At 66.9% G+C, this 19,908-nt stretch carries 21 protein-coding genes; 6 read left to right on the top strand and 15 right to left on the bottom strand.

Annotated elements, in window-relative coordinates:
- The first annotated feature begins 33 nt into the window (after positions 1-33).
- From AC3WLZ_RS18135 to AC3WLZ_RS18120, 4 genes are all read left to right on the top strand, one after another.
- Positions 34-1,203: a thiolase family protein gene (locus AC3WLZ_RS18135; protein WP_079941026.1), complete on the top strand. Its 1,170-nt coding sequence runs from the start codon at positions 34-36 to the stop codon at positions 1,201-1,203.
- Between the two features lie 169 nt (positions 1,204-1,372).
- Entirely contained in the window at positions 1,373-2,137 is a 765-nt protein-coding gene (locus AC3WLZ_RS18130) for an IS6-like element IS6100 family transposase (protein WP_001389365.1), read from the top strand.
- A gap of 24 nt (positions 2,138-2,161) precedes the next feature.
- Positions 2,162-2,398, top strand: coding sequence for a cadmium resistance transporter (locus AC3WLZ_RS18125; RefSeq protein ID WP_492471077.1), 237 nt, complete (start codon positions 2,162-2,164; stop codon positions 2,396-2,398).
- Positions 2,395-2,973 carry a signal peptidase II gene (locus AC3WLZ_RS18120; RefSeq protein ID WP_492471024.1) on the top strand — a complete coding sequence of 193 codons (579 nt, stop codon included), beginning with the start codon at positions 2,395-2,397 and terminating at the stop codon, positions 2,971-2,973. The genes AC3WLZ_RS18125 and AC3WLZ_RS18120 overlap by 4 nt, the downstream gene beginning before the upstream one ends.
- A gap of 130 nt (positions 2,974-3,103) precedes the next feature.
- Here AC3WLZ_RS18120 and AC3WLZ_RS18115 read toward each other — a convergent pair whose 3' ends face one another.
- From AC3WLZ_RS18115 to AC3WLZ_RS18080, 8 genes are all read right to left on the bottom strand, one after another.
- Positions 3,104-3,508, bottom strand: a complete 405-nt coding sequence (locus AC3WLZ_RS18115) for a four-helix bundle copper-binding protein (protein ID WP_492471023.1) — start codon at positions 3,506-3,508, stop codon at positions 3,104-3,106.
- Positions 3,509-3,606: 98 nt separating this feature from the next.
- Positions 3,607-4,443, bottom strand: coding sequence for a F510_1955 family glycosylhydrolase (locus AC3WLZ_RS18110; protein ID WP_492471022.1), 837 nt, complete (start codon positions 4,441-4,443; stop codon positions 3,607-3,609).
- Between the two features lie 62 nt (positions 4,444-4,505).
- Entirely contained in the window at positions 4,506-5,120 is a 615-nt protein-coding gene (locus tag AC3WLZ_RS18105; RefSeq protein ID WP_492471021.1) for a DUF305 domain-containing protein, read from the bottom strand.
- 95 nt (positions 5,121-5,215) lie between these two features.
- Positions 5,216-5,647, bottom strand: a complete 432-nt coding sequence (locus tag AC3WLZ_RS18100) for a DUF6153 family protein (RefSeq protein ID WP_492471020.1) — start codon at positions 5,645-5,647, stop codon at positions 5,216-5,218.
- Between the two features lie 35 nt (positions 5,648-5,682).
- Complete coding sequence (locus AC3WLZ_RS18095) at positions 5,683-7,806, bottom strand: heavy metal translocating P-type ATPase (RefSeq protein ID WP_492471019.1); 2,124 nt, start codon at positions 7,804-7,806, stop codon at positions 5,683-5,685.
- Between the two features lie 40 nt (positions 7,807-7,846).
- On the bottom strand, positions 7,847-10,111 hold the full coding sequence (locus tag AC3WLZ_RS18090) for a heavy metal translocating P-type ATPase (RefSeq protein ID WP_492471018.1): 2,265 nt from the start codon (positions 10,109-10,111) through the stop codon (positions 7,847-7,849).
- On the bottom strand, positions 10,108-10,431 hold the full coding sequence (locus tag AC3WLZ_RS18085; protein ID WP_492471017.1) for a heavy-metal-associated domain-containing protein: 324 nt from the start codon (positions 10,429-10,431) through the stop codon (positions 10,108-10,110). The genes AC3WLZ_RS18090 and AC3WLZ_RS18085 overlap by 4 nt, the downstream gene beginning before the upstream one ends.
- Before the next feature lie 30 nt (positions 10,432-10,461).
- Positions 10,462-10,743, bottom strand: coding sequence for a metal-sensitive transcriptional regulator (locus AC3WLZ_RS18080; RefSeq protein ID WP_114587688.1), 282 nt, complete (start codon positions 10,741-10,743; stop codon positions 10,462-10,464).
- A 108-nt stretch (positions 10,744-10,851) separates the two neighbouring features.
- Here AC3WLZ_RS18080 and AC3WLZ_RS18075 point away from each other — a divergent pair, with 108 nt between their 5' ends.
- Together AC3WLZ_RS18075 and AC3WLZ_RS18070 are read left to right on the top strand one after the other, a co-directional pair.
- The gene (locus tag AC3WLZ_RS18075) at positions 10,852-11,196 is read left to right on the top strand and encodes an ArsR/SmtB family transcription factor (RefSeq protein ID WP_125132952.1); all 345 of its coding nucleotides are present in this window, start codon (positions 10,852-10,854) and stop codon (positions 11,194-11,196) included.
- Positions 11,193-11,885 carry a cation diffusion facilitator family transporter gene (locus tag AC3WLZ_RS18070; protein ID WP_228162285.1) on the top strand — a complete coding sequence of 231 codons (693 nt, stop codon included), beginning with the start codon at positions 11,193-11,195 and terminating at the stop codon, positions 11,883-11,885. The genes AC3WLZ_RS18075 and AC3WLZ_RS18070 overlap by 4 nt, the downstream gene beginning before the upstream one ends.
- A gap of 253 nt (positions 11,886-12,138) precedes the next feature.
- Here the strand turns inward: AC3WLZ_RS18070 and AC3WLZ_RS18065 are convergent, their stop codons facing one another.
- The 7 genes from AC3WLZ_RS18065 to lnt all read right to left on the bottom strand — a co-directional run.
- Entirely contained in the window at positions 12,139-13,080 is a 942-nt protein-coding gene (locus AC3WLZ_RS18065; RefSeq protein ID WP_492471016.1) for a cation diffusion facilitator family transporter, read from the bottom strand.
- Positions 13,080-13,469, bottom strand: a complete 390-nt coding sequence (locus AC3WLZ_RS18060; RefSeq protein ID WP_492471015.1) for an ArsR/SmtB family transcription factor — start codon at positions 13,467-13,469, stop codon at positions 13,080-13,082. Before AC3WLZ_RS18060 ends, AC3WLZ_RS18065 begins: the two co-directional genes overlap by 1 nt.
- A 62-nt stretch (positions 13,470-13,531) precedes the next feature.
- Positions 13,532-15,565 carry a bifunctional copper resistance protein CopD/cytochrome c oxidase assembly protein gene (locus tag AC3WLZ_RS18055; RefSeq protein ID WP_492471014.1) on the bottom strand — a complete coding sequence of 678 codons (2,034 nt, stop codon included), beginning with the start codon at positions 15,563-15,565 and terminating at the stop codon, positions 13,532-13,534.
- A 31-nt stretch (positions 15,566-15,596) separates the two neighbouring features.
- Positions 15,597-16,607, bottom strand: coding sequence for a c-type cytochrome biogenesis protein CcsB (ccsB, locus tag AC3WLZ_RS18050; RefSeq protein WP_492471013.1), 1,011 nt, complete (start codon positions 16,605-16,607; stop codon positions 15,597-15,599).
- A gap of 80 nt (positions 16,608-16,687) precedes the next feature.
- Positions 16,688-17,374: a M23 family metallopeptidase gene (locus AC3WLZ_RS18045; RefSeq protein WP_492471012.1), complete on the bottom strand. Its 687-nt coding sequence runs from the start codon at positions 17,372-17,374 to the stop codon at positions 16,688-16,690.
- Positions 17,375-17,587: 213 nt separating this feature from the next.
- Positions 17,588-18,991, bottom strand: coding sequence for a peptidoglycan DD-metalloendopeptidase family protein (locus AC3WLZ_RS18040; protein WP_492471011.1), 1,404 nt, complete (start codon positions 18,989-18,991; stop codon positions 17,588-17,590).
- On the bottom strand, positions 18,988-19,908 hold a 921-nt coding region (lnt, locus tag AC3WLZ_RS18035), incomplete at its 5' end, for an apolipoprotein N-acyltransferase (RefSeq protein ID WP_492471010.1). The genes lnt and AC3WLZ_RS18040, both read right to left, overlap by 4 nt.

The raw sequence follows: 19,908 nt of genomic DNA, 5'->3' as shown, positions 1-19,908 counted from the left end.
CACCTTACTCACAGAAAGACCACGGTTCACCCCATGACCTCGACGTTCATCTACGATGCCGTCCGCACCCCTTTCGGACGCGCCGCCGGTGCGCTCTCCGGGATCCGCCCTGACGACCTCGCCGCGGTCGTCATGAAAGCCGCCGTCGAGCGCACCGGCGTCGATCCCGCACGTATTGAAGACGTGATCTTTGGAGACGCGAACCAGGCCGGTGAGGACAACCGCAACGTCGCCCGTTTCGGCGCCCTCCTCGCGGGCTTCCCCTCCTCGGTCACGGGCGTCACCGTCAACCGGCTTTGCGCATCGTCCGTGGAGGCCGTGATCCAGGGTTCCCGGGCGATCGAGTCGGGGGATGCAGAGCTGATCCTCGCCGGCGGCGTGGAGTCCATGTCCCGTGCGCCCTTCGTTCTCGAGAAGTCCCCGAAGCCCTGGCCGGCGGTCGGCAACCAGACGCTCTGGAACACTTCCATCGGGTGGCGCATGGTAAACCGGGCCCTGCCCAAGCATTGGACCATCTCCAACGGCGAGTCCGCGGAGAAGATCGCCCAGGAGTGGGGGATCACCCGTGAAGCACAGGACGCGTTCTCGGTCCGCTCGCATGAGCTCGCCGCGAAAGCGTGGGCGGAGGGCCGCTACGACGCCGAGATCGTGCAGGTGCCCGGCGCTGAGATGGCGCGCGATGAGGGCATCCGCGACGGCAGCACCGTTGAGAAGCTCGCCGGTCTCAAAGCGCTGTTCGCCGCCGACGGTACCGTGACGGCCGGGAACTCGTCCTCGATCAACGACGGTGCTTCCGCGGTGCTGCTCGGCGCCGAGGACGCCCTCGACGCCGAACCGCTCGCGCGGATTACCGGACGTGCCGCCCACGGCGTCGACCCGGACATCTTCCCGATCGCGCCGATCGAGGCCGCGAACAAGGCGCTGGCGCGCGCGGGACGGACCTGGGCGGACGTTGACCTCGTCGAGCTGAACGAAGCCTTCGCCTCACAGTCCCTGGCCTGCCTCAAAGGCTGGCCCGACTTCGACCCGGAGAAGCTCAACATCCACGGCGGCGCCATCGCCATCGGTCACCCCCTCGGCGCCTCAGGCGGCCGGATCATCGGTCACGCCGCCCACGAGCTCAAGCGCCGCGGCGGAGGAGTCGCAGTCGCCGCGATCTGCATCGGCGTCGGCCAAGGGCTCGCCGTTGTTCTTGAGCGGTAACTTATGGCCGTAGTGTCAATGCTGTTCAGTTCATTCGTCTCGGGTGGTACGCAGCTCAGAAGCTGCACTGGACTCTAAGCGGCCAGGTTACCTTTTGGCTGATTTAAGGGCTCTGTTGCAAAAATCGTGAAGCTTGAGCATGCTTGGCGGAGATTGGACGGACGGAACGATGACGGATTTCAAGTGGCGCCATTTCCAGGGTGATGTGATCCTGTGGGCGGTGCGCTGGTATTGTCGCTATCCGATCAGCTATCGCGACCTTGAGGAAATGCTGGCGGAACGCGGCATTTCGGTCGACCATACGACGATCTATCGCTGGGTCCAGTGCTACGCCCCGGAGATGGAGAAGCGGCTGCGCTGGTTCTGGCGGCGTGGCTTTGATCCGAGCTGGCGCCTGGATGAAACCTACGTCAAGGTGCGGGGCAAGTGGACCTACCTGTACCGGGCAGTCGACAAGCGGGGCGACACGATCGATTTCTACCTGTCGCCGACCCGCAGCGCCAAGGCAGCGAAGCGGTTCCTGGGCAAGGCCCTGCGAGGCCTGAAGCACTGGGAAAAGCCTGCCACGCTCAATACCGACAAAGCGCCGAGCTATGGTGCAGCGATCACCGAATTGAAGCGCGAAGGAAAGCTGGACCGGGAGACGGCCCACCGGCAGGTGAAGTATCTCAATAACGTGATCGAGGCCGATCACGGAAAGCTCAAGATACTGATCAAGCCGGTGCGCGGTTTCAAATCGATCCCCACGGCCTATGCCACGATCAAGGGATTCGAAGTCATGCGAGCCCTGCGCAAAGGACAGGCTCGCCCCTGGTGCCTGCAGCCCGGCATCAGGGGCGAGGTGCGCCTTGTGGAGAGAGCTTTTGGCATTGGGCCCTCGGCGCTGACGGAGGCCATGGGCATGCTCAACCACCATTTCGCAGCAGCCGCCTGATCGGCGCAGAGCGACAGCCTACCTCTGACTGCCGCCAATCTTTGCAACAGAGCCCCGGACACCATCGTCACACTCATCGTGTTCTTGGTGCTCGTCGCTGTGTGGTGCGTCGTCGCACGCTTCGTCGGCACGAACAAGGCCGTCACCGAGGCTCTTGAAAAGATCGAGCACTGGCTCGTGCCCGCCGTCTTCATCGGGCTTGGCCTGTACATCCTGATCGAGTCTGGCGTGGTCCTCCGCCTCATCGACGTTCTGTCATGACCACGGTGGCCCGCCTCGCTGTCGCTGCAGTCACTGTTGCTGCCGCCTTCGCGGTCGACCAATTCACGAAGGCCTGGGCGCTGTCCTCTCTCGGCAATGGCCAGGAGATCGAGCTCGGCCTTGGGGTAACCCTTCGTCTCGTATTCAACCCCGGCGTCGCCTTCGGGCTCGGGGGTGACGTGGGAGCACCGCTCGTCATCGGCATCATGGCGCTCACCAGCGGACTTCTCGCGTGGATAGTCATCCGAGTTGTCCGAGGGCGCAACATGGGCGCCACCGCCTTCCTGGCCGTCGCGGCCGGCGGTGCGATCGGCAACCTGTGGGACCGCACCACGCGCGCTCAAACCGGACCACTTAGCGGAGAGGTCGTCGACTTCATCGGCGTCGACTGGTTTGCCATCTTCAATATGGCTGACGTGTTCACTACGCTGGGCCTTCTCGGGTGGGCCGTTCTGCTCCTGGTGCAACGCGACGACACTCACACCCCTGCCTCCTCCGAAAACGCGTCCTGCTGTTCGCCGGCGGGGTCGCCCTTGACCGCAGTCAAATCACCGTCGACGACACCGCCTGGATGAACGCGATGATCCCCCACCACTCCCTCGCCATCACCCGGGTCGTAGTGGTCGTTCGAGGTGATGACGTCTCCTGTTCGGATGGGAGCGGATGCGGGTCGTGTTCACAGGGCGACTGCGAACCTGGGCCGACTTAGAGAGCAGCAAGAAGGTCGGTGCATGCCTGCTCGCAGCGGCGGCAGGATTCGGCGCACACACGGCAGTGCTCGTGCATGTCTGCGTGCTGTTCGCACTCGGCGGCACAGGACGCGCAGGCGGTGCGGCAGGCTTCGAGCAAGGCGCGAACTGTCGCGACATCCGGCGCGGTTTGGCGGGAAAGCACTGCACCGGTGACGGCGCAGATATCTGCGCAGTCCGAGTTCTTCCGAATGCACGCAACGAGCTCCGCGACCATGTCTTCTCCGAGGCATGCATCTGCGCAGGCGGTACATGCCTGGGCGCATTCGACGCACGCCTCGATGCAGTGCAGAAGGGCGTCCTGTGCTGCGGCGAAACCGACTTTCGGGTGGGTGGCGAGCATTTGATCTGCAACAGTCATGGCGGCTTTCCTTTCTTCGGGGTCTTCCCCCGGTGCGGTCACGCTAGAGCGAGGTCGAGGATCGACGGAGGGGCTTGTGGTCTTTCGATGAGTGGTTGCTAGGCGGAGGGCAGCAGGCTGAGTCCGCTGTCGTCGACGATGAGGATGTCGCCAGCGTCGGTAATGGCGATTGCCTGCGCGGAGCCGTGCGCCGTGGCGATGTTTCGCCACGATGGATCGCGTGTCGTGCTCCTCCACAAGCTGCCTTTGCTTCCCACGCCGATCAGTTGCTGGCCGTCCGGGGACACAGCGATGAGGGACATGATCGGGCCGTCTGGCAGCGGTCCGAACGTCGCCCCTTGGTCGGTACTGACCTGAGGCCCGTCGGGCGTCGTGGCGATGATGCGTCCGGTGGCGTCGACGACCAGTGCGAAGGACAGCAGGGCTGCGCCCGTGGAAGACCACGTGGCGCCGCGGTCCGTGCTTGCCAGCATCTGGGCGCTACCGGTTTCTTGTCCGTACAGGGTGCCGTCCGGTGCGGCGGTGAGGACGTGGAAGTCTTTCTCGCCCGTGAAAGCCACCGGCTCCCATGTCGTGCCGCCGTCGCGGCTACGGATGATGCCGAGGTTTCCCTCCCCGAGCTCCGCCGGAGTACCCCGGCCGGGGTGCCCGGAGGCGACGAGGGTGTCATCGACGGCGGTGAGGCCCATCGCGTCGAAGCCGTAGCTGCCGACGCGGGGGCCGAGTTGCCCGTCAGTGGTGGCGGCGTAGAGGCCTTCGTGGGTGCCGAGAAGGAAGCCGTCATCGTCTGGCGCGGGCACGATCGCGTGAACGTGAGACAGCGCCGTGTCGGCGTGGTCGCTGCCGGTCGCTGCCGGTTCGGCTGCGGCGCAGCCGGTGAGCAGCAAGCTGGTGAGCGCGACGAAGCTCGCCGTCGCGCGCAGGTGAATGCGCATTCGCACCCTTTCGATTCCAGGGTGAGGACGCCTTGCGGGGGCGTCCTCACCGGTGGGGTGCGTTAGAGCTGCGCGAGCAGTTCCTGCATCTCGGTAATCTCGGCGGTCTGCGTGTCGACGATGGTCTGCGCCATCTCGACCGCGTCAGCGTTCTGGCCGTTATCGACTTCGTCTTGGGCCATCTCGATCGCGCCTTCATGGTGCATCGTCATCTGCTCGAGGAACAGCCGGGACGCTTCGACGCCGGTGGTGGCTTCCAGCGCGGCCATGTCGTCCTCGCTCATCATGCCGCCGCCGTGATCCATGCCCTCCATGCTGTCCATATCGGGCATGTCGGCCCCCCACTCGGTCAGCCAGGACTGCAGCTGGTCGATCTCGGGCTGCTGGGCGGCCTTGATGTCCGAGGCCAGGGTCAGCACACCCGGGTCGATGCCTTCCTTGTCCAGGATCATGTCAGCCATCTCGACGGCCTGCTGATGGTGGGGGATCATCATCTGCGCGAACATCACATCCGCGTCGTTGAAGTCCGCCGTCGCCGCGGACGATGAGGACGGGGACGAGCTGCTGCCGTGGTCCATACCCGGCATGGACTCCGAGCCGGAGCCGTCGGCGCAGCCAGCGAGGGTGAGGGCGGCGGCGAGGGTGAGCGCAGCGGTCGCTGCGGTACGAATCTTCATCAGGGTTCTCCAAATACAGGGGTACGTGAACGAACACCGGTCACATCGACAGGTGCGTAAGGCCGAGCCGGCAGGAGTGCGCCGGCTCGGCCGCATCACGTACGACTGATGCAGAGAGCTGTGAGAGAAGGCGGCCGCAGCCTCGGCCTGCCGGGAAGCGCGGCACTGAGTGGCCGCGGGCGTGGCAGGACCGACAACCACACCTGGCTCGGGCGGAGTCGGGCCAGCAGCAGCACGCTAGCCAGCAGCGCCAGCACACACCCCATGGCCAACATGTCGGCGTGGCCTGAGCCACAATCCGCACACCCTTCGTCCGTCACGGTGGCACCGGAATGGTGATCATCCGCGGTGGCGCTGGCGGTGGCGACGGTGGCTTGGTGGCCGGTCTGGGCGGCGGTGTGGGTGTTGAGGGAGTGCATGGCCAGCAGGCCGACGATGACCGCGCCGGTCAACGCGATAAGCAGCAGCAGCGTGCGGGCCATGGATCGACTGGCGTGGAGCCGGTCTGTCAGTGTGATCAGCGACATGTCACCTCCCTCCCTTCCACGGTACGTCACTCCTGTCAGCGATCGGCAACTGCGTCCGGGCTGAGGTCCAGGCGTCGCAGCAGTTGAGCATTGAGGGCCACGACGATGGTGGACAGCGACATCAGAATGGCGCCGACAGACATCGGCAGCACAAACCCGACGGGGGCGAGCACCCCGGCGGCCAGGGGGACGGAGATGAGGTTGTACCCGGCGGCCCACCACAGGTTCTGCTTCATCTTGCGGTAGCTGGCGCGAGACAACTCGATCACCGACAGCACGGAGCGGGGATCGTCACTGGCAAGAATGACACCGGCGGACGCTATCGCCACATCAGTGCCCGCACCGATGGCGATACCGACGTCGGCTTGCGCGAGAGCCGGTGCATCGTTGACCCCGTCACCGACCATGGCGACCTTGCGGCCTTCGCTTTGAAGCTCCTTGACCTTGGACGCCTTGTCCTCCGGCCGGACTCCGGCGAAGAACCGGTCGATACCGAGGTCGGCGGCGACGGAGGCGGCGACCGCTTCGGCGTCTCCGGTGATCATGACGACCTGCACACCCCGCTGATGTAGCGCGTCGACGGCCGCGCGGGATTCGGGACGGATCTCGTCTGCCAGGCGCAATGCCCCTGCGACCTGCCCGTCGACGAGAACGTGCAGGATGATCGCGCCCTCGTTGCGCCACTCATCCGCGACCGGCAGCTCGGCCGCGCCCTCCTGCTTCAGCATGTACGGGCCGCCGACCTGGACGGTGCGACCGGTCACCCGCGCACGGACACCGACGGCCGGTGAGGACTCAAAGTCGACGGCAGCGGGAACGGTGAACTGCTTCTCGTGCGCGGCGTTCACGATCGCCCGAGCAAGAGGGTGTTCCGAGTCTGCTTCGGCGGCGGCGGCCCACGTGAGCAGCTCGTCTGCGTCGATACCAGCGGCCGGGTCGATCGCGGTGACGGCGGGGGTGCCCTTGGTGAGGGTGCCGGTCTTGTCGAACAGGACCGTGTCGACGGTGCGCATGCTCTCCAGCGCGAGGCGGTCTTTCACGAGCACACCGCCGCGGGCGGCGCGCTCGGTCGCGATGGACACCACCAGCGGGATGGCAAGGCCCAGGGCATGCGGGCAGGCGATGACGAGGACGGTGATGGTGCGGATCACGGCTTGGTCGGGGAGCCCGACCAAGGTCCAGACCGTGGCTGTGATCGCGGCCGCCCCGAGAGCGAACCAGAACAGCCACCCGGCGGCACGGTCCGCGAGGCGTTGTGCGTGAGAGGAGGAGTTCTGCGCTTCGGTGACGAGTTTCTGGATGCCGGCCAGCGCGGTGTCCTCCCCGACCGCAGTGATTTCGACCCTCACCCCGGAGTCGGTGGCGACGGTGCCTGCGATGACCTGGTCGCCGTCGCTGCGGCGAACCGGGCGGGATTCGCCAGTGATCATCGACTCGTCCATGCTGGCCGCGCCCTGCACGACCCGACCATCCGCGGGGACCCGCCCGCCGGGGCGGACAACGACGACGTCACCAACTTGCAGATCGGCGGGGGCGACGGTGACAGTGCTGTCGCCCTCGACCTTTTCGGCCTCGTCGGGTAGGAGCGCGGCGAGGGAGTCCAGGGCGGAGGTGGTCTGGGCGAGGGAACGCATCTCGATCCAGTGCCCGAGGAGCATGATGACGATCAGCAGCGCCAGCTCCCACCAGAAGTCCAGCTCGTGGTGCAGCAGCCCTATGCTGGCCCCCCACGAGGCGAGGAATGCGACGGTGATCGCGAGGGCGATGAGGAGCATCATGCCGGGCTTGCGGGCACGGAGCTCGCTGGCGGCACCGGTGAGGAACGGGGCGCCACCCCACACATACATGACGGTGCCGAGGATGGGGGACACCCATTCCACCCATGCGGCGTCGGGCAGCGGGTATCCAATCAGCATCGAGAACATCGTGGAGAACCCCACGACCGGCACAGCGAGAATCAGCATGATCCAGAACAGGCGCCGGAACCGGGCAACGTGATCGCCGTGTCCGGCGTGCCCGCCGTGGTCGGCGTGGCCGTGTCCGGACTGTCCGGCGGCGGGTGCCCGGTCGTCTTCGCTCTGCGGGTGACTCATCGCCGCGTGGTCGTGTTCGGCGGTGGCCGCCGGGGCGTGGTGGTTGTGGTGGTCGTGCTGGCTCATCGGAGCCTCCTTCTCTGGGTGCGCCGGTGCGGCGGCACGTTCAGGCCGGTTGGGGCACGGGAACGGGGGTCGTACGGGCGGGTGCCGGGTCGGGTCGGAACCGGCGCAGCCGAAGGCTGTTGGTCACCACGAACACCGATGACAACGCCATCGCCGCCGCAGCGACGAGAGGATTGAGCAGGCCGGCCATGGCTATCGGAATGGCGGCGACGTTGTACGCGAACGCCCAGAACAGGTTTCCCTTGATGGTGTCGAGAGTGCGGCGGGCGAGGCGGATCGCGTCCACGACGACGGTCAGGTCGCCGGAGACGATGGTGATGTCGCTGGCTGCGATCGCGGCGTCCGTGCCTCCACCCATGGCCAGGCCGAGGTCGGCGGCGGCGAGGGCGGCGGCGTCGTTGACGCCGTCACCGACCATCGCGACAACGTGCCCGTCGTCCTGGAGCTGGCGGATCACGTCGAGCTTTCCGGCGGGAGTGACCTCGGCGTGCACGTCGGAGATACCTACCTCGGCGGCGATCCGCGCGGCGGTGGTGGCGTTGTCGCCGGTCAGCAGCACCGGGCGCAACCCGAGCGCCTGGAAGCGGGTGATCGCGGCGGCGCTGGTCGGCTTCACGGTGTCGGCCACCCCGATTGCGCCGAGGTACTCTCCGTCGCGACCGACCGCGATTGCGGTACCACTCTGCGCGAGAGCGCGCAGCTCAGCGGCGGCTTCGGCCGGCGGGTGGATGCCCCACTGATCGGCCAGCCAGGACGCTCGGCCGGCGACGATCGCCGCCCCGTCCACGATGCCCTGGACGCCGAACCCGGCGTGCGACGCGAAGCTGTCCGCGTAACCGCTCGCGGGTGCAGCAGTGACGACGGCGCGGGCGACCGGATGCTCAGATCCCGACTCGACCGCCCCGGCAACGCGCAGCAGTTCGTCCGGGGTGACGTCGTGGGCGGGGCGAATGTCGGTGACGGTCATCTGACCGGTGGTGACGGTGCCGGTCTTATCGAGCACGATGGTGTCGATCGTGCGGGTCTGCTCCAGCACCTGCGGTCCGCGGATCAGAATGCCCAGCTGGGAACCGCGGCCGGTCCCGACCAGGAGCGCGGTGGGGGTGGCGAGCCCGAGAGCGCAGGGGCAGGCGATGATCAGGGTGGCAACGGCAGCGGTGAAGGCCAGCTCGAGCGAGGCGCCGGCGATTGTCCAGCCGAGGAACGCGGCCACGGCCAGTCCGATGACGATGGGGACGAAGACGGCAGAGACGCGGTCAGCGATGCGCTGCACCTTGGCCTTGCCGGTCTGGGCTTCCTCCATCAGCCGGCGCATGCGGGCAAGCTCTGTGTCCGCGCCGACCCGGGTGATTTCGACCGTGAGGCGACCACCGACGTTCACCGTGGCGCCGACGACACGGGAACCGGGGGTCACCTCGACGGGCACCGACTCTCCGGTGAGCATGCTGGCGTCGATCGCGGAGGAACCATCGATCACCAGACCGTCAGAGGGAACCTTCTCCCCCGGTCGAACCAGTACGGTGTCTCCGACCGCGAGCTGCGCGACCGGCACCGTCCGTTCGACGCCGTCGACGAGCTTTGTGGCGTGCTTCGCGCCCATCTCCAGCAACGCCCGCAGCGCCTCCGACGATGATTTCTTCGCGCGTGCTTCGGCGTACCGTCCGGCGAGGATGAATACGGTGACCAGCGCCGCGACTTCCAGGTAGATCTCATGGCCACCCGCCTGCGGGGCGCCGACGAGGGTAAAGGTCATCGTCATCCCCGGCATACCTGCCCCGCCGAAGAACAGTGCGTACAGGGACCACCCGAACGCGGCGATCACGCCGACGCTGATGAGGGTGTCCATGGTCGCCGCGCCGTGACGGGCGTTGACCGCCGCGGCCCGGTGAAAGGGCCACGCCCCCCATACCGCGACCGGCGCGGTGAGCGTGAGGGCCAGCCACTGCCAGTACTCGAACTGCAACGCCGGGACCATCGACAGCACCGCCACCGGCAACGACAGTGCAGTACTGATCAGCAGGCGCCGCCGCAGCGTCCCGACCTCGCCGTCCTCTCGGTCCGGGGTGTTCTCATCGATGTCATCGCTCGTCGGCGGTGCGGGAAGGGCTGCCTGGTATCCGGCGGATTCGACGGTGGCGATGAGGGTGGCGGGGTCGACGTCGTGCCCGCGAACACGCGCTTTTTCGGTGGCGTAATTCACCGACGCTTCCACACCGGGAAGCTTGTTCAGCTTGCGTTCGATCCGGGTCGCGCACGACGCGCACGTCATCCCGGAGATATCGAGCTCGACGTCGACCGTGCTCATGCGGGGCTACCTGCCACGGTGTAGCCGGCCTCCTCGACCGCGGCTTTTACGGCGTCAGAGTCGATCGGCGCGGCGCTGTGAATGGTGACCCGTGACGTACCGCGGGCGTTCAGGTCAACTGTGACGTTCTCCACACCGTCGATCGCGGTCAGCTCCTCGGTGACGCTCGACACGCAGTGCGAGCACGTCATCCCGTCTACCAGGACGTCTTTCGTGACGGCGGCGGAGGTCGATGCGGGAGCGTCCGTCGCTGCGGATGTGGTGCAGCAGGCGCAGCCGGCGTTGGTGTCTTTCAGACCGAGGTCGATGCGGTCAGTCATGATGTGCTCCTTCAACGGGATTCGGTGTGATCAAGAACGGACGAGTCGGGCGATGGCGTCGTTGGCCTCACGGATCTTCTCCGCAGCTACCTGGCCACCTTCGGCGCTCGCTTCCGCGACGCAGTGGCTCAGGTGGTCGCCCAGCAGGGACAGCGCCACTGTTTCCAGGGCCTTCGTCGCGGCAGACACCTGCGTGAGGATGTCGATGCAGTACTTGTCTTCGTCGATCATTCGGGCGATCCCGCGCACCTGACCCTCGACCCGACGCAGTCGCTTCTGCAGGTCGTCTTTGTTACCGTCGTATCCGTTCACAGGTATACCATACCCCCCTAGGGTATCGATCGCAACAGAACGGGATAGTCACCTCACACCCGGCGTACAGCGTTCTGTTTATTCAGCGTTCTCTGTATTCTCGGTGTCATGTCCACCGCGACCGCTACCGCCACCGTGACGCACACGGCTGCACTTGCCCGCCTCGGCCACGCACTCTCTGACCCGACACGCGCGGGCGTCCTCCTGGCGCTGCGCGAAGCACCCGCCTACCCCTCAGACCTGGCCGACGCCCTTGCCGTCTCTCGTCAGGTCATGTCGAACCAGCTCGCGTGCCTGCGCGGCTGTGGCCTCGTCGAGGCCGTGCCCGATGGTCGACGCACCTGGTACCGACTCGCCGACGCACACCTGGCCCCCGCCCTCGACGAGCTGCTGCGCGTCGTCCTCTACGTCGAGCCCGGCTGCTGTGCCGGAGAGAGCTGCACCTGCGCATGACCACCACCGCTTCCCGCATCGCTGACGACCGCCGACAGGTGCTGCAACGCCGCATCCGGTGGATTGTCACGGCGACGATCGCCTACAACCTGATCGAGGCCGTGGTCGCGATCGCTGCCGGCACGGTGGCATCCTCGGCCGCGCTGATCGGGTTCGGCCTGGACTCGACGATCGAGGTTCTGTCGGCGGCCGCGGTCGCCTGGCAGTTCACCCGTCGCGACCCCGAGCGGTGGGAGAAAGGCACGCTCCGCGTGATCGCAGTCGCGTTCTTCGCCCTCGCCGCGTACGTGACGGTCACGTCCGTCCTCGCACTCGTCGGCCAGGTCGACGTCGAGCACTCCACACTCGGCATCGTCATCACCGCCCTCAGCGTCGTCATCATGCCGTTCCTCTCCCTCGCGGAGCGTCGAGCCGGCCGCGAACTGGGATCGGCCACGGCCGTCGCAGACTCAAAGCAGACCCTCATCTGCACCTACCTCTCCGCAGCCGTACTGGTGGGCCTTGTCGTCAATAGCTTGTTCGGTTGGTGGTGGGCCGACGCGATCGCCGGCCTCGTCATCGCCGCGTTCGCGATCCGCGAGGGCATCGAGGCATGGCGCGGCGACGCCTGCGCCACCTCAGTCGGGATGCTCTTGGAAGACGAGCACGACCATGACGACGAAGACGACGACGACGCACACCACCACTAGGCCGCGGTGCATCGCGAATCACACCGGACGTCCGCTCTCGCGGCATGACGGTGGCGGTCAGTGGTGACCCTGGTGGGGTTCTCGGACTTGGGGGCCTGTGGGTGTGTGATGACAGTCGTTGAAGCGAGGCTACGCGAGAGCTGCTTGACGAGGTCCGCCTACGTCGTCCGATGCGGACTTCATCTCTAGGTGCAGTCCGCGGCCGACCTCTCCGGGTTGTTGATCACGAGGTTTTCCTCGGCTGCTGCGGGCACTACGCGTGGGTGACGGAGGTCGACTCCTCCTCCTGGATGTGAGCTGTTTCGATTTGGAAGGTGGAATGAAGCACGGAGACCTCGAAGTGGTCGGCGACACATTCCTTCACTTCCTCCAGCACGTTTGCGGCGTGGCCGTCGGAGAAGCACCGGTCTTCAACCACCACGTGAGCGCTGATAGTGGGCAACCCAGTCGCAACAGTCGAAGCGTGGAGATCATGGACGTCTTTGACGTGCTCGAGCTTGAGAATGTGCGCACGAACTTGGTCGAGGTCCAACCCGGGAGGCGTGAATTCCATGAGGACGCTGGTGGTCTCCCGCAGGAGTTTGAAGGCCCGCGGCACGATGAGCGCGGCGATCACCAAGCCGGCGATCGCGTCAGCCTGCATGAAGCCTGTGGTTGCGATCACGATTGCTGCCACGATGACACCCAGCGATCCGAGAGCATCGTTCAGGACTTCGAGGAACGCAGCGCGCATGTTGAAGTTCGCCCCGCGAGTTGAGGACAGAAGGACTATTGCGACGATGTTGGCGGTGAGGCCGATGATGCCGAACACCAGGAGCTCGGTTCCCGGAACCTCGGGCGGTTCGAACAAGCGGCGAATGCCCTCGATGGCGGTGTAGGCGCCTACGAGGAGGAGCAGGGTCGCTTGTCCCATCGCGGCGATGACCTCGATGCGACGGAAGCCCCAGGTGCGTTTTGCGTTGGCCGGGCGCAACATGAGGGTTGCAGCGATCAGGGCGACTAGGAGGCCAGAAGCGTCCGTGATCGCATGTGCAGTGTCGGTGAGTAGCGCGAGGCTACCAGTGACGATGGATCCGATTGCTTGGGCGGCGACAATGGTCGCTGTTAGACCCAAAGCGATCCAGAGCCTCTTTCGGTGGTCGCGCGGTTCGCCTGCGGCGCGTGGCGGGGAGCCGTGATTGTGCCCTGTGCCCATTAGCGGATCTCCGTTCTCTCGGTGCGAGCAAGGTGGGGCTCACGAAGGTGGGTGTGCAGCTGGGCGTGGGTTCCGGTGGCGCTAAGGAGCGATTGAGCCGCGTTGATGAGGGCGGCGGTTGCGTTGGGGTCGGTCAGGGAGTACCACGAGGAGCGGCCCTCCGGCCGGACCGTGATCAGACGACACTCGAGCAGGAAGCTCAGGTGTTTACTCACGGTGGATTGCGCGAGACCGATGTGTTCGACCAGATCTCGCACGCGGTGTTCGCCGGAAGCGAGGTGCTGCAACACGGCCAGTCGAGTCGGGTCGCCGAGGGCATCGAACAGATGCGCATAGACCTCGGTGGCGCTCGTATCGAGTGCGGTGACCTGTAGCGGTTCCATCGCCATATGACGATGATATCGTCGTTGATAGATACGTCAACGTTCGTTCGAGGTTAGGAGCGAAGTTCTCACCCACCGTGGCGGGCGTCGCTCGCGGCAAGCTTCTGGAGGCGGGCGTTGTACGCCTCCAGCTCTGCCTCGCCGGTGCGGTCGGCGTGTCGATCCCGGCGTTTGGTTTCGCGGTCGTCGCTGCGGCTCCACTGGATCGCCACAGTGATCGCGAGGATGAGGGTGGGAATCTCGCCAATCGACCAGGCAATACCACCACCGGCGTACTGGTCTTCTAGCGGTGTCGCGCCCCAGGTTCGACCCATGGCGCCGAACCACTCGGGGATCATGAGGCCTTCCTGCATCATGATCGCAATGCCGAAGAAGGCGTGCATCGCCATGATGCCGATGAGCAGCAGCAGCCTCCCCGGGTACGGCAGGCGGTACGGCACCGGATCAACGCCGATGAGCGAGAGCACGAACAGGTAGCCGGTAATGAGGAAGTGCGTGATCATCCACTGGTGTCCGAGGTGGTCGTAGAGCGACCACCGGAACAGGTCGGTGTAGTAGAAAACCCACAGTGACCCGATGAACAGCCCGGCCGCGACGAACGGGTTGGTCAGTATCCGGGCGACCGGGGAATGCACGGTCCACAGGATCCATTCCCGCCCCCCACGGGTACCGTCCTCGCGCTTGCGGATCGCCCGGGCCGCGAGCGTGACCGGGGCGCCGGCGACTAGGAGGACGGGGATTGCCATGGTGAGCAGCATGTGCCCCACCATGTGCATGCTGAACAGGTAGTCCTGGTAGACGTTGACGACACCGCCGGTCACCCACACCAACAGGACCATCCCCAAGACCCACATGATCGTGCGGTGTACGGGCCACGTGTCGCCACGGCGGCGTAGGCGCCACACGCCGGCGAGGTAAAAGAAGACCGCGAATGCGGCCACGACGGCCCACAGCAGGTCGATGTTCCACGCGGTGAACCATCGGTCAATGGTGAGCTCGGGGGGCAGCGGTGCGCCGGTGAGGCGTTCCGCAGGGGACGGGGTTTCGGGAAGCGGTGTCGGGTTCGGTGGGGGTGTGCGTGCCAGCGCGGCGGCTGCGCCGCTGGCCAGGCCCATGACCGCCAGCTCGAAGAAGACGAGCATCCAAAAAGACCGGCCGATGCGGTCGGAATCCCGCATCGTGCCGATCAGGCGGGCGCGATACCAGGCCCCCAAGAAGCCCAGCGCGATCAGCGCCAGCACCTTCACGGCGAGGATCGTTCCGTACGGGGAGAGCAACGCCGTCCAGTCCTGCAGGCCGATTGCGGCACGCACTGTGCCGGACACGGCAACGAGCATGAACGCGGCCAGCGCGATGCTTGAGTAGCGGGCGACGACGTCAGCGAGGCGGTCCCGCGACAGAAGTGGTCGAACGACGACGAGCAGCAAGAGTCCGCCGACCCATACGGCGGCGCCGATGATATGCAGGATGAGCGCCATCATCGCCTCGTGGTGGAACGCGTCGTCGCCGGAGTGCCCTTGCGTACCCATCGGCACCAGGGCGGCAACGGCGGCGGCTGTCACGAAAAGCGTGGCCGGCCAGGACCGGACCGCGAAGGTCAGGACCGTGAGCATCGCACCCGCGACGGTGGTGATAAGCCAGGTGCGACCGACCTCGGTCTCGACGAGGAACCGGCCGAGCTGCTGCCCGAATACCGGCCCCGCGTCCAGCGCCGGGTTGAGCACGCTAACGAAGGTGAAGAATCCCGTCGCCCCGGCGACCACGGTGAACACCGCCGCGGAGATCGAGGCGGTATCCAGGGCGACGTCGAACTCCCGCTCACCCGCTCGCAGGGTAAAGAGCGCCGTCACGAGCACACCGACCATGCCCGCCGCGGCCAGGTTCACGATCAGCTTCGCGGTCGGGAGGCCCCACCGCACGATGGGGCCAGCGTCGCCGAGTTGCAGGCCTGCTGCGCCCCCACCGAACGCCAGGCCCGCGACAAGGGCGACAAGCGCGGTTACAACGAGGATTGCGGGACCCACCGTGCGGAGGATGCGCGGAGTGAGTAGCGGACCGGTTACGCCCTGCGCGGAAGGGGGACGGGTAGCGGTAGGGGGCATTGGTGGGCTTTCCGTGAGCGCGGTGTGGGGGTCAACTGAGACCGGAGTAGGCGTGGAGACCCTTGAAGAACATGTTGACGATCGTGAAGTTGAATAGCACCGTGACGAAACCGATGATGCACAGCCAGGCGGAGCGGGCGCCGCGCCACCCTCTGGTCGCGCGGGCGTGGATGTACCCGGCGTAGAGCACCCAGATCACGAAGGTCCACACTTCCTTGGTGTCGAATCCCCAATAGCGCCCCCAGGAGTCGTTGGCCCAGATCGCGCCGGCGATCAGGGTGAAAGTCCAGAAAACGAACCCGACGATCACGAACCGGTACGCGAGGGCTTCGAGAGCGTCCGCGCTAGGCAGCGTCGCCAGGAACCGCGGGCCCCCGGCACGAGCCGAGGCTGTGTCGGCGCGCCGTTCCCGGCGGATTTGCATGAGCTGGGTGACCGCGAGCCCGCAGGCGATCGCGAACAGGGCCGTAGCGAGCGAGGCGACGAAGACGTGGATGACCAGCCAGACACTCTTGAGCGGGTCCATCAGCGGAACGACCTCGACGTAGAACGTGATGGTCGCCCCGCCCAGTAGCAGCACGATCATGCCGATCAGGAACGCGCCCAGGAAGCGGAGGTCGTAGCGGCGCAGCACCAGCAGGTATACGGCGACGATCAGGACGGTGCCGGTCAGCGCAAACTCGTACATGTTCGCCCACGGCACCCGCTCCGCGGCGATCCCGCGCAGGATGGTGCCGGCCAAGTGGAACAGGAACGCAAGGACAGTCAGCGACGTCCCGATCCGCGCCCACAGCAGCCGTTGACGCTGCGCGGGCGGCGTGCGAACACTGTCCACCGACGCTCTCTGGGCGTTTTCCGTCTGCTGGCCCGCCCGGGCGGCGGCGCCGGCCAGGGCAGGCTCCCGCTGCGGGACGCTGGCGGGGACGGAGCGCACGGCCAGGTCGATCGTGTACGCGATGAACGCGAGCAAGTAGGTGGCGATCGCCGTCCACACCAACAGCAGTGAGATGCCGTCCAGGGAGAGCGCGTCAGTTCCGGTCATGGCAGGGTCGTCCTCTTCGTCGTTTCGGTCAGGGGGTGCCCGCGAGCGGGGTGGCGCGGTAGATCCGTGCGGCACATGGGTCAGCCCGCGTTCGCTTCCAGCCAAGCCAGCGAGTCCACGGCGGTTCCGTCGAGGTAGACCTCGAAGTGCAGATGGTTCGCGGTGGAACGTCCCGTGCTGCCGACGAGTCCGACCAGCTGCCCGGCCGTGACGGTCTGCCCGGCAGCGACCTGCCGACTTCCGGTCTGCATGTGCGGGTACACCGTGCTCACCTGTTGCCCGTTCAGCACGGATTCCACCACGACGGTGACCCCGTATCCGCCGTAGCTGTCCTGTGAGATCCGCACGACGCCGTCGACGGACGCGTAGACGGGGGTTCCGCCGGCAGCGACCATGTCGGTGCCCATATGCGCGCCGCCTCGAGCACCGAAGCGGTCGGTCACGGTGAACGGACCGCCCACCGGCCACCGCACGGCTCCGCTGCCTTGCGGCACGATGCTGTAGTCGAAGGGCACCGAGGCGACCTGTGCAGAGGCCCGCGCACGCTCTGCGGCTGCTTCTGCCGCCTTCTTCTGGTCGATCTCCGCCTGGGTGGTGGCCGAGTAGCTCTCCCGTGTGAGCTGCGTCCCAGTCGCGTCGGAGGCGACGATCAAGGATTGCACGTCCTCGGACGCGACTTGCTGCAGTGTCGGGATCTCGAGGTCCGCCGGCTTCCAGGCGGCATACGCGGGGAGAGCGAAGGTCGCGATCAGGCCGGTGACCACCATAAGGACCGCCAGGGAGCGCACTGGACGCAGCGCGACTACCCGACCACGGGCGGACCTCTCTGCGGGCGGGCGCCGTGGCGGGCGGGTGATGATGCTGGTGGCTGGTGGCGTGGCGGAGCGGCGGAGGCTGCGGCGCGTGGGGGGCGTCTGGGGCTGGTCGCCGCCGCCTGGTGGGGTGGTCTGGTCAGTCATGATGTCCTGGTTCGTTTCGGGTCAGATGGACACGCCGCAGTCGGCGAGGAAGGTGATGGGGTTGACCGGGGAGCCGTTCACGTAGGCCTCGAAGTGCAGGTTGCAGCCGAACGCGTTGCCGGTGTTGCCTTCGCTGCCGATCAGGTCGCCGGCGTTCACGCGTTGGCCGTATCCGACGTAGAAGCCGCCGGGGCGGATGTGGGCGTATCCGGTGCCGATCCCGCCGCCGTGGTCGATCTTGATGTAGTTGCCGTAGCCGCCGTTGTAGCCGGCGTAGACGACGGTGCCCGCCGCGGCGGCGTAGATCCCCGCGCCGCACCCGCCGCTGAGGTCGACGCCGTAGTGGTAGCTGGTCGAGCAGTACCCGTTGCCGCACTGGGAGCTGCGCGGCCCGAACCCCGAGGTGCGGTGCCCGGATGTCGGTCGCGCCCACCCGGAGCTGACCACACCCCCGCCGCCGCCCGAGGCGGCGAGTCGTTCCGCTTCGGCGCGCTCCGCCGCTCGCCGCTGCTCCTCGGCGAGGCGAGCAGCCTCCACCCCGGCCTGATAGTCGGCGATAGTCTTCGCGGTGGTGTCCTCGAGGGCGGCGAGCTGGGCCTGAAGTTCGCCGAGGTAGAGGGTCTGCGCGTCCAGCGCGGCCTGCGCGGCATCGGCGGCCTGCTGCGACTCGAGCATCTTCTGCTCGGCGACTTGCTGTAGCCGGTCGCGCTCATCCCGGGCCACCACCGCCTGATCGGTCAGGCTCTGCGCGGCGTCGCGGGCGGTCAGCGCCGCAGCGTAGACGGCCTGGTTGCGTTCCAGCAGCTTGTCCATCACGCCCAGCCGGGACAGGAGATCGTCCGCGGTCGCGGCCGACCCCGAGAAGAACAGCTCGAGGGAGGTGGTGTCGCCCCCGTCGCGGCACAGCTGCGCGGCGATGCGGCCGGCCTTGTTCGCCGCATCGGTCGCGTTCTGCGCCTCCACGTCGGCTTGGGACTGCAACGTGTCGGCGCGAATGGATGCGTCGAAGTACTCCTGCTGGGCGGTGTAGAACGCACCAGCGGACTGCTCGGCGGCGGTGCGGGTGCGCGCCACGTCACCGGTCAGGCTTTGGATGAGGCCCTGGATCCGCTGCACCTCAGCAGCTTTGGTCGCCTCGTTCGTTTTCGCGGCCTGCACCTCCTCCCAGGACGGATAGGTCGCCGCGAACGCTGCCGGCAGCAGCGGGCCGGCGACCAGGACGGCGACCGACCTCAATGCTCCCGCGGTCAGCAGAGTGCGCCGGCTCACACCAGCCCGGAATGCGCGGCTCTCCGCGGGCGTGGGCGCGCACCCGCACTCCTCCGCCGTCAGGGCACCAGGAAGGGTGAGAACGCTGCCCGTCGCCAGCGTTCGCAGCGACCCGGCAAGTCGACCTCCGGCAGGCCTCACCCGTGGCGTGTTCATGGCTGACTCCCCGGGCCAGTCGGACGATCTGCGCCGTCCGCACGCGTGCGAGCGCGGTGGAAGAATCCCGCCGCCATGAAAGCACCGGCGGCGGCGAGGACGACAAGAGCGGTGAGCCAGGGCCCGAGGATCACCGCCGGGGTGAGTCCGGTGCGCAACGGGACAGTGCTGATCGACGCGCCAGCGGTGTCGACACCGATGCTGTCGACGGTGGCGCCGTCCGGGGCGATGACCTGGCTAGTGCCGACTGTGGAGACGTTGACGACCGCGCGGCCGGTTTCGATGGCGCGCATGCGGGCGAACGCGAGCTGTTGCAGGTTCTCGTCGGTGCCACGGAAGTCAGCGTTGTTGGTCTGGAAGACGTACACCTCCGCGCCCGCACGTGCGCCATCCCAGATCACGGTGTCGTAGATCACGTCGAAGCAGATCGCCAGCCCCACCCCGACATCTCCGACCTGCACGATGGGCGGGTTGGTGCCGGGGGTGTATTCGCGTTGGATCAGTCCCACCAGGTCGGGGACGATCAGCTCGTAGAACCACCGGTCGGGCACATACTCCCCGAACGGGACCGGGTTGACCTTGTCGTGCCACTGCCGGTCCGTGGGATCCGCAGTCCACAGCAGGGACGTGTTGAAGACATCGTCGCCGCGGGTGGTGGCGGCGTTCATCAGTAGCGGGGCCTCGGCCGAGCGCACGACCCGGTCCAACGCCTCGGCGGCGGCGGGATCACTGAGCGGGTCGGCGTCGACGCCGCCCTCCGGCCAGGCCAGCAAATCCATCGGCTGCCCGTACAGCGGCACAGTGGCGGCGGTCTGCGCGGCCAGGACGTCGCCAGGCGCCTTGTCGTGGAAGTACCCGGTGGGGCCGTTGCCCTGCACCCATCCCACGCGGAACTCCCCGGCCGGCGCGGTGGGGAA

It is taken from the genome of Microbacterium sp. FW305-3-2-15-F-LB2, from assembly GCF_058787255.1.
The sequence above is the reverse complement of the archived record's forward strand: the minus strand, read 5'-3'. Positions and strand labels throughout refer to the sequence as shown.